Source organism: Mycobacterium sp. TH-M82 (assembly GCF_057473605.1).
Window position 1 is genome coordinate 1 of record NZ_JBYCKY010000204.1, and the last position, 8880, is coordinate 8880.

The following is an 8880-nucleotide window of genomic DNA, read 5'->3' on the forward strand; positions in this document are numbered from 1 at the left end:
GCCGCGGGGGGCGCGCCCCGCCCCCGGCCCTGGGCGCCGGCGGGGGGGGCCCGCCGCCCCGGGGGGCGGGGCCCCCCGGGGCGGCGGGGGGGCGGGGCGCGGGCGCCGCCCCCCCGGCCGGTCGGGTTGCTCGGCGAGTTCAGATACATCAGCGCCGGCGATGTTGCGTCCAGTGCGGCCGGCGAGTCGGCGCGCAACGTCTGCATGCCCGCCAACCGTGCGCCCACCTCGTAGGTCGGGTACGCCAGCTCCGGCACCACGACCAGCTGGTCGCCGCCCAGGCCGAGCAGCGTCGGTAGCCAGGCGATGAACTCTTTGGTGCCGATCACCGGCAACACCGCGGAGCTGTGGGCCTCGCCCAGCCCGGTGATGCCGTAGCGGCGGTGAAGCGCGGCGACCGCCGAGGCCCGCAGCGCCGGAGTGCCGGCGGTAGCCGGATACCCCGGCGCCCCGCCGGCGGCCACCAGCGCGTCACGGATGACGGGTGCGACGGGATCGACCGGGGTGCCGACGGACAGGTCGACGATGCCGTCGGGGTGGGATCGGGCCAGCGCCGCCGCCCCGGCCAGGGTGTCCCACGGGAACGCCGGCAGCGATGCCGACACTCCCCCGTGCCCGGATGTCACGGAGTCGGACCTATGGGCGGCGGTTGCATCGGTTGCCGATACTAGACGCGAAAGCACCAACTTGAGACCACAGGTATCCGACGAGGAGGCACCGTGATGGTTTCGGCGGCCACCATCATCAACTCCGGCTTCGGCTGGCACGAGGCACGGATCCCGACCATCGTCATCTCGGTGCCCAACCACGCGTTCGTCGACATCAGCAGCGCCGTCACCGCGCACGTCGATATCCCGGTGGTGGCGTCCAACCGACCGGGGAACTCAGTCGCCGAAAAGACCGACCGTGCCGGCGAGGCCGACCGACGAGTTCGCGATCGTCGTGGTCGACTCCGGCACCGGTGTCGCCGGTGTCAACGCCAACGGCTTGCTCAGCGCGTACAGCTGGAACCGGTAGTGGTGCACCCCGCTGCCCGCTGGCGGGCACGGGCCGAGGTATTCCGCTTTGCCGGCGGAGTTCAGGCTGACCACCGCCGCCCCGGGCAGCACACCTTCGGTGATCTCGGTGGCCGACGGCGGTATGCCGGTGACCACCCAGTGCACATAGAGCCCGGCCGGCGCGTCGGGGTCGTCCACCACCAGGGCCAGCGACTCTGCACCCTGCGGCACGTTCTGCCAGCGCAACGGCGGCGGCACGTTAGCGCCTGTGCAGGAGTACTCGGCCGGGATCTGCGTCTTCTCCGAGAACGCCGGGCTGGCCACTGTGAAGCTGCCAGGGCGTGCCGTCGACGGCGAAGCGGATGCGGGCGCGCTGTCGGACGGCACATGACTGCCGCCGCATCCGGCCGTCGCGAACACCACCACCCCCAGCAGGGCCGATGCAAGTCTCATGGGCGGGTGTATACCTTGCTCACCGGCCGCTGGTGAAACGGTTCGTAGGTGGTGGTGCGTTGCCGAGCCGGCCGGCCGATGCCCTCGGCGACGGCGGTCAGCTCGGCGACGGTCTTGGCGGACCCGTGCTCAGAGCCGGCCATCCGGGAGATGGTCTCCTCCATCAGGGTGCCGCCCAGGTCGTTGGCGCCGCCGCACAGCATCACCTGGGTGCGCTGCACGCCCAGCTTGACCCAGCTGGTCTGGATGTTGGGGATGCGCCCATGCAGCATGATCCGCGCCAGCGCGTGCACGGCCCGATTCTCCCGATGGGTGGGCCCCGGTCGCGCACCCCCGGAGAGATACAGCGGCGAGCTCTGGTGCACGAACGGTAGCGGCACGAACTCGGTGAAACCGCCGGTACGGTCCTGGATGTCGCGCAGCACATGCAGGTGGGCGACCCAGTGCCGCGGCGCATCGATGTGGCCGTACATCATCGTCGAGCTCGACCGCAACCCGACCTCGTGCGCGGTGGTGATGATCTCCACCCACATCGACGTCGGCAGCTTGCCCTTGGTCAACACCCAGCGCACCTCGTCGTCGAGGATCTCGGCCGCAGTGCCGGGGATGCTGCCCAGGCCGGCGTCGCGCAGCATCATCAGCCACTCCCGAATGCTGATCCCGCTTCGGGTGACGCCGTTGGTGATCTCCATCGGCGAGAACGCGTGCACGTGCATCGACGGCACTCTGGCCTTGACGGCCCGCACCAGATCGGCGTAGCCGGCGACCGGCAACTCCGGGTCGATGCCGCCCTGCATACAGACCTCGGTGGCACCGGCCTGATATGCCTGGAAGGCGCGTTCACCGACCTCCTCGTTGGAGAGCGAGAATGCGTCAGCGTCACCCTTGCGCTGGGCGAACGCACAGAACCGGCAGCCCACGTAACAGATGTTGGTGAAGTTGATGTTGCGGTTGACCACATAGGTGACGTCGTCACCGACGGCATCGCGGCGTAGCGAATCAGCCAATGCAGCAACGGCGTCCAGGGCCGGGCCGTCGGCATGGGCCAGCGCCAGGTATTCGTCGTCGGTGCAGCCGGCCGGGTCTCGTTCCGCCGAGCGCAGCGCGGTCAGCACGTCGGTGTCGATACGCTCCGGTGCCCGCGCAGCCAGTTCGTGCACCTGTTCTCGGATCGACTCCCAGTCGCCGAACGCACTCTCCAGATCACTTCGGACGTCGGTGGCCCGCCCTTCGGTGTCGATGGCGGTGTGCAGGTCCACTCGGCCGGTGCAGGCCACGTCGTCGGGCTCCTGCCACGCCAGCCCGACCGGGGTGACGTCGCGGGCCCATCCGGTGGCGGGATCGGCCAGGGCCATGACGTGCGGCTGCACCCGCGGGTCGATCCAGGCCGCACCGGCCCGGACATAGTCCGGCTGGGCGGTCAGCCGCTCCACCAGGTCGTAGCCGGCCCGCCCGGTGATCGCCGCCAGGTCGTCCAGCGCCGGCCAGGGCCGCTCGGGGTTGACGTGGTCGGGGGTCAGCGGCGACACCCCACCCCAATCGTCGACCCCGGCGCCGATCAGCGCCAGGCACTCGTCGGCGGAGACCAGGTTCGGTGGCGCCTGGATGCGCATCTTGGGCCCCAGCACCAACCGTGCCACCGCGATCGTCGCCACGAAATCGTCGAGGCCGGCGTCGGGCGTCGACGCCATCGCGGTGTGCTCCTTGGACCGGAAGTTCTGCACGATCACTTCCTGGATATGACCGAACTCCTTGTGTACCTTGCGGATCGCATGCACGGTATCGGCGCGTTCCTCCAACGTCTCACCGATGCCGACCAGCAGCCCGGTGGTGAACGGGATCGAAAGCCTGCCCGCGTCAGCGAGAGTGCGCAGCCGTACCACCGGATCTTTGTCCGGGCTGCCGTAGTGCGCCAGGCCCTTGGTCTCGAACAACCGCGCAGACGTCGACTCCAGCATCATGCCCATCGAGGGCGCCACCGGCTTGAGCCGCGAGAGCTCCGACCAGCTCATCACGCCGGGGTTCAGGTGCGGCAGCAGTCCGGTCTCCTCGAGCACCCGGATCGCCATCGCCCGTACGTAAGAGAGCGTGGCGTCATAGCCGCGCTCATCAAGCCACTGCCGCGCCTCGGGCCAGCGCGCCTCGGGCCGGTCACCGAGGGTGAACAGCGCCTCCTTGCAGCCCAGCTGCGCGCCTCGACGGGCAATGTCGAGAATCTCGTCGGGTTCGAGGTACATGCCCTTGCCCTGTGCCCGCAGCACGCCCGGGACCGTGACGAACGTGCAGTAGCGGCAGCTGTCGCGGCACAGGTGGGTGACCGGGATGAACACCTTGCGCGAGTAGCTGACCGGCAGCGCTCCATTCGGCCCGCGCCGCCCGGCGGACTGCAGACCGGCGTCGCGCACCCGTGCCGCGCTGGCGCACAGATCGGCCAGGTCTTCACCGCGGGCGGTCATCGCGACCGCGGCTTCTTCGATGTTGAGGACGACGCCGTCGCGGGCACGCCGCAGCACGCGGCGCAGCGCCGACGCACTCGGTTCGGGTGCCGGTGCGGAGCTGGACAGGGTGGCCTGTTGTTCAGCTGAGGTCAGCGGCACGCTTGGTGTAACTTCCACTCGGCCGGAATCCATCCGGGGGTTGTGCCCCGCTCCGGCGATCCGGCTCGAGTCACACGGACCATACCGGCCACAGTAACCGCAGCCACGGCACGCCGGTAACCAGCTCCCGTTGCAACGGTAGATTCATCCGCATGTACGAGGGGGCGGAGCCCGGTTCCGGGCGGTCACTGCTGGCGGCGGGGGCCGCGACAGTCACCGTCGCCGGCGCCGTGCTGACACCGCCGGTGACACCGCATCCCACCCCGGATTCCGCCCCGGCCGTCGCCCCGGCGGCTCAGCTCACGACGGCAGCATCCGAGATCGCCGACACCGCCGCACCGGCTCTAGCGACGGAACCCACGTCGATCGGCGACACCATCATCGGCTTCTACCTCACCGTCGAACCGTGGACGCAGTACGGCGCCACCCTGGCCTCGTGGGCCATCCGCTGGGTGCCGTTCCTCGGCCTGCTGGCTCCGCAGATTACTTTCTACTACGACCTCGACGAGGCCATCGTGCGGAGCCTGGTGTTCAACACGGCCTACCTGCTGGATGGAACCGTGGACCTGAACCAGGCGCTGAGCAATATCGGCAGCGCTACCTCCACCGCGTGGCACGATTTCGTCGACACCCAGGTCAGCTGGCTGCACAGTCTGCTGCCGCCGCCTCCGCCCGATTCGGTCGCCGATGTCGGCGGGCTGCCCGGCCTGCTTGACCCGTTCGATCTCGGTGCACCCGACCTGCTAGGCCTCCTCCTCCCCTGACTCCCCTGACTCCCCTGACTCCCCTGACTCCCCTGATCCCCCTGATCCCTGCGGCGCGGCCGCCGACCGTCGGCGCTGCCACAGCAGCCACGCCGGCTGCGAGGCGCCCAGCACGATCATCACCAGCACGCCGTAGGCCATCACTCCCCGCCCGCCGAAAATGAGGTCGTCGCCGGGGCCGCCGAGTGTCATCACCGCCACGGTGACCAGCCAGGTCCACAATGGCAGCGCGGCCAACCGCGACGACGCGGTCCAGTGCAGGCCGGCCCAGACCAGGGCGGCGTTGACCGCACCCCCGATCAACGCACTGACCGGGAAGGGAGCGGATCCGACATAGGTGGGCAACAGCAGTGCGGTGGCCACCGCACAGAGCACCCCGTCGACCGCCAGCAGCGACATCACCACGAAACGGATCGCCGGGCTCCCGGCGGTCTCGGCGGTCTCGGCGGTCGTGGTTTCCGGGAGCGACTCGACACCCGGCCCGGTAGCGGTCAAAGTCGGTACCCCTCGGTGTGACGGTGCGTGGCCGGAAGCCTACCGGGTGATGCCAGCGGTCAGGTCGAGCCCGGCGAGCAGATCGGTTTCCCAGCCTCGCTCGTCGCGCGGGCCCGCGGCACCGGCAGCCAGGATGTAGTGCTCGCTGCTCAGGATCGGCAGCGCCAGATTGTTCGACAGCGCGAATGCCCGCCCGGTGGGACCGACGGTGACCTGGGTGGCGTGCGCCCGCGCAGCCGCTACCTTGGCGGGCAACACCCCGGCGGCGTCGATGACGGCGTCGATCGACTCGTCGGGATAGCCCCCGGCCGCGCTGTCGTCGGCGGGCAACACCCACTGCGGCAACAGATCCGACGAATCCAGGCCACGCCGGCCGGTGTGGACCGCGCTGGCGGCTAGCACCGTCCAGTAGAACTTCGGCGTGGCCCAGGGCGGCCCCGGATAGTCCGTGCCGCCGGCGGCGGCGACGGCCGCGGTGGTAACCAGGTGGGTGTGTACGTGGTCAGGGTGTCCGTAGCCACCCAGCGGGTCATAGGTCACCGTCACATGCGGGCGCAGCTCACGGATGGTCGCCACCAGAGCGCCGACGGCCTGCGTATCGTCGGCGTCGACGAACCGCTGCCTGTGTCGCGCCGGCGTGCCCGTCATGCCCGAGTCACGCCAGCGGCCCGCACCGCCGAGAAAGACCGGCTCCCCGGCCCCCAGGGCGTGCAGCGCTGCGGTGAGCTCGCCGATGCGGTAGCCGCCGAGCTGGTCGGCGTGATCGACGGCCAGCCGCGCCCAGCGGTCGCCGATAATCTCACCCTCCTCGCCGAGCGTGCAGGTCACCACCTGCACCTGCGCGCCGCGGGCGGCGTAGTAGGCGATGGTGGCCCCGGTGGTCAGCGTCTCGTCGTCGGGGTGGGCATGCACGAACAGCAGCCGGGGAGTCTCCTGATACGGCATGGCCGAACTCTACCGCCGCGGTATCCGTGCCCCCGCCCGCACTTGACGTGCGGTCAGGAATGCGATCAGCCCGGGAAGAGGCCGCCCAGCAAACTCAAGTAGTCGTTGGACCCGACAGCCGCCACGATGGCGGTGAAGTCGTCCGGTGTGAGCCCCAGCGCGGCGGCCCACTGAGCCTGACTCAGACCTTCGGGGTCGAAGTTGGTGAGCAGGCTGCTCTGAATGGCACCGGGGTCGAAGTTCGCGCCCAGCAGGCTGTTCAGCGAGTCCTCGTTGTGGGCCAGCGCCATGTTGCTGAGGTTGAACATGAAGTTGACGAGGTCGCTGTTGGGGCTGCCGGCGCCGAACGCCTGATTCGCCGCGGTCTCCTGGGCACTGACCAGGTAGCTGTTGAGTGCCATTTCCGCGGCAACGACGCCTTCGGTGAAGCTCTGGTAGGCCGCCGGAAAAGCCGCTATAACGTTGGCTACCGCCGCGGCCGCGTTGGTGGCGGCGGTGTCTCCGCCCTGGGCGTCGGAACCGAACTCGCCACCGGGCGTGATGCCGCCGACGGCGCCGGCGCCGATCGGGTTGACGCCGTTGATCGCGCCCTCGCGCAGAATCTCTGCCACCGAGTCCGCGCCGAACAGGCTACCCAGCAGACTCTGGTCGAGCATTATGCCGTCGGCGTTGAGTGCCGGAGTGTCGATGGTGTTGAAAGTGCCACCGTCACCGCCGAAGAGCGCTGCGCCCGGGTCGACGTCGTGGTGGGCCAGATCGAGGTCGGCGTTTCCCCCCAGCTCCTGCTGAACGAGATCGTAGAAAGCACTGACCTGCGAGTGGTTCAGCTCCGATACGTCCGCGAGCAGGTCGGCGTCACGCACCTGGACGTCGGGCAGAGTTGACTTCACCGCGGGGGTCGCGACGACAAAGCCGCAGGCGGCAAGTGCCGCGCCAGCGGCGACACACCGGCGGGTAACCTGTTCCATGCGCCTAACCTTCCCCTGATGGTCAGCCTGAAGTGCTTAACGTTAACGCATAGTCGACTGTGTGGCAACAGACAGGGGTGTTATATCGGAGCCAGATCCTGACTCACCGGCGACAGCCGTGGTCACCCAGGGTCGATCGTGGTGATCCGGAGGTTTTAAGGAATCTTCACCCAGTTGCCGGCGTTGCCGACGATGCCGACCGGCACCGCCCCGGACAGACTGACATTCCGCACGCTGGGACCGGCGGCGACGATCGTGGTGTCCTGCAGGATCGGCAGCACCGTCGCCATGTTCCACAGCCGCGGCTCCACCGCCGTAATCACCTCACTGATGGGCTTACTGCCGTCCATGGCTGCGTCGATGTTCGACTGGACGCTGTGATCGCAGACGCCGGTGATGTTCGACGGCGCCCGCACCAGCGCACCGGGATCGGACGGAGCAGACGGCGCGGTCGATGCCGGGCCGGTCGCCGGTGTGCGGGGCGGCACGGCCGAGGACGTTTCAGCCGCCGCAGACGCGGTGGCCGCCGTATCCGGGGTGGACACCGCCGTCGCGCGCAACGCCCGGCAGCCGTAGCGGGAAGCCAGCAGCGTAGCCAGGTCACCGCCGGCCTGCTGCCAGCCGACAACGGCGTCAACCTGGTTGTTGATCAGCGCCCCCCGGTACAGCTTCACCGGCTCAAGTGCCAGCACGGTCGCGGCGATCCCGACGTTGCGCAACTGGTCGGCGGCGGTGTTGGCCACCGCCACCGAGGTCGGGTCGTTGGCCGCGACGCCGATGACCAGCGAAAGCTGCTCGCCGCCGATGCTGATCCGACCCCGGGTGATTTCCGGGGGGCGTGGGTTAGCGGGTGCGGCCGCTGCCACCGACGGCGGGGTCAGCGACGAGGGTGGTGCGTTCTTCTCGATCCGGTAGCCCGACGATTCCAGCAGCCCCAGCGCCGCAGCGGTCGTCATCGCCGGCGGTGCGGTCGGCACATAACCGGGGTCGCTGGGCGCACGGATCTGGGCCTGATCCAACGTGACGGTGTTGTCGCTGCCGGCGCCCACCGCGGCCAGCAGGTCGACGTCGAGCAGCCCCAGGATGGCCTTGCGGACCTGCGCATCTGCCAGCTTGGGCTGGTTGGCCCGCAGCGTCAGCTCCATCACTCGCGGCGTGGCGATCCGGTTTGTCCGCACCGCCGGGATGGCCGACAGCTGGGCGAACGCCGCCGAACCACCGTGCACCTGGGCCAGCTGGGTGTCGCCGTTGCGGATCGAATCGGCCAGCGCCGCCGGTGGCCCGGCCCGGCGAAACAGGATCAGGTCCGGTTTGGCCGGGGGGCCCCAGTACCGATCGTTGCGGGCGAGCAGGATCGCGTCGCGCTGCGGGTCGATGTTCTCCACCCGGAACTGTCCGCCGGTCACCGGCAGCGTCCGGGCCAGCCCGGCCGGGAACCCGCCCGGTACGTCTTTGACGATGTGCGCCGGCAGGATGTTGGAAAACAGCTCTCGCCACGCCGGGTAGGGCTGGGTGAACGTGACGACGGCCTGCTTACCGCCCTCGACCGAATGCACCCCGGTGATCAGGTCGTAGCCCGCCGGGTCGACCACGCCCGGCTGGGTGACCATTTGCTGCCACAGATACCAGAAGTCGTCCGCTGCGATCGGGGCGTTGTCGG

Annotated in this window: 8 protein-coding genes and 1 pseudogene; 2 read left to right on the forward strand and 7 right to left on the reverse strand. The window is 69.5% G+C overall.

Translation table 11 applies throughout. The annotated features are described in order from the left end of the window. Positions 1-605: aminotransferase class I/II-fold pyridoxal phosphate-dependent enzyme (locus AC2VON_RS06000; RefSeq protein ID WP_486952124.1), on the reverse strand; the 605-nt coding region annotated here is incomplete at its 3' end. Between the two features lie 123 nt (positions 606-728). Between AC2VON_RS06000 and AC2VON_RS06005 the strand changes: the two are divergent. Beyond that, positions 729-875 (forward strand): annotated as a pseudogene (locus tag AC2VON_RS06005) (hypothetical protein); the annotation flags it as partial. A gap of 9 nt (positions 876-884) precedes the next feature. Here AC2VON_RS06005 and AC2VON_RS06010 read toward each other — a convergent pair. Both AC2VON_RS06010 and AC2VON_RS06015 read right to left on the reverse strand, forming a co-directional pair. After that, the gene (locus tag AC2VON_RS06010) at positions 885-1451 is read right to left on the reverse strand and encodes a YbhB/YbcL family Raf kinase inhibitor-like protein (protein ID WP_486952119.1); all 567 of its coding nucleotides are present in this window, start codon (positions 1449-1451) and stop codon (positions 885-887) included. Then, positions 1448-4048, reverse strand: coding sequence for a bifunctional FO biosynthesis protein CofGH (locus tag AC2VON_RS06015; RefSeq protein ID WP_486952125.1), 2601 nt, complete (start codon positions 4046-4048; stop codon positions 1448-1450). Before AC2VON_RS06015 ends, AC2VON_RS06010 begins: the two co-directional genes overlap by 4 nt. A 152-nt stretch (positions 4049-4200) precedes the next feature. Between AC2VON_RS06015 and AC2VON_RS06020 the strand changes: the two genes are divergently transcribed. Beyond that, on the forward strand, positions 4201-4812 hold the full coding sequence (locus AC2VON_RS06020; protein ID WP_486952120.1) for a hypothetical protein: 612 nt from the start codon (positions 4201-4203) through the stop codon (positions 4810-4812). On the opposite strand, the gene AC2VON_RS06025 is transcribed toward AC2VON_RS06020, so the two are convergent. From AC2VON_RS06025 to AC2VON_RS06040, 4 genes are all read right to left on the reverse strand, one after another. Next, complete coding sequence (locus tag AC2VON_RS06025) at positions 4792-5211, reverse strand: hypothetical protein (RefSeq protein ID WP_486952126.1); 420 nt, start codon at positions 5209-5211, stop codon at positions 4792-4794. The genes AC2VON_RS06020 and AC2VON_RS06025 overlap by 21 nt on opposite strands. 135 nt (positions 5212-5346) lie before the next feature. Next, positions 5347-6252 carry an N-acetyl-1-D-myo-inositol-2-amino-2-deoxy-alpha-D-glucopyranoside deacetylase gene (mshB, locus tag AC2VON_RS06030; protein WP_486952121.1) on the reverse strand — a complete coding sequence of 302 codons (906 nt, stop codon included), beginning with the start codon at positions 6250-6252 and terminating at the stop codon, positions 5347-5349. 65 nt (positions 6253-6317) lie between these two features. Further along, positions 6318-7220: a hypothetical protein gene (locus AC2VON_RS06035; protein ID WP_486952122.1), complete on the reverse strand. Its 903-nt coding sequence runs from the start codon at positions 7218-7220 to the stop codon at positions 6318-6320. A gap of 155 nt (positions 7221-7375) precedes the next feature. After that, positions 7376-8880: ABC transporter substrate-binding protein (locus AC2VON_RS06040; protein ID WP_486952123.1), on the reverse strand; the 1505-nt coding region annotated here is incomplete at its 5' end.

Excerpts from the sequence above, each read along its gene's own strand:
- AC2VON_RS06025 (WP_486952126.1), bottom strand. The coding sequence starts at position 5,211 with ATGTCGCTGCTGGCGGTCGACGGGGTGCTCTGTGCGGTGGCCACCGCA.
- AC2VON_RS06010 (WP_486952119.1), bottom strand. The coding sequence starts at position 1,451 with ATGAGACTTGCATCGGCCCTGCTGGGGGTGGTGGTGTTCGCGACGGCC.
- AC2VON_RS06035 (WP_486952122.1), bottom strand. The coding sequence starts at position 7,220 with ATGGAACAGGTTACCCGCCGGTGTGTCGCCGCTGGCGCGGCACTTGCC.
- AC2VON_RS06020 (WP_486952120.1), top strand. The coding sequence starts at position 4,201 with ATGTACGAGGGGGCGGAGCCCGGTTCCGGGCGGTCACTGCTGGCGGCG.
- mshB (WP_486952121.1), bottom strand. The coding sequence starts at position 6,252 with ATGCCGTATCAGGAGACTCCCCGGCTGCTGTTCGTGCATGCCCACCCC.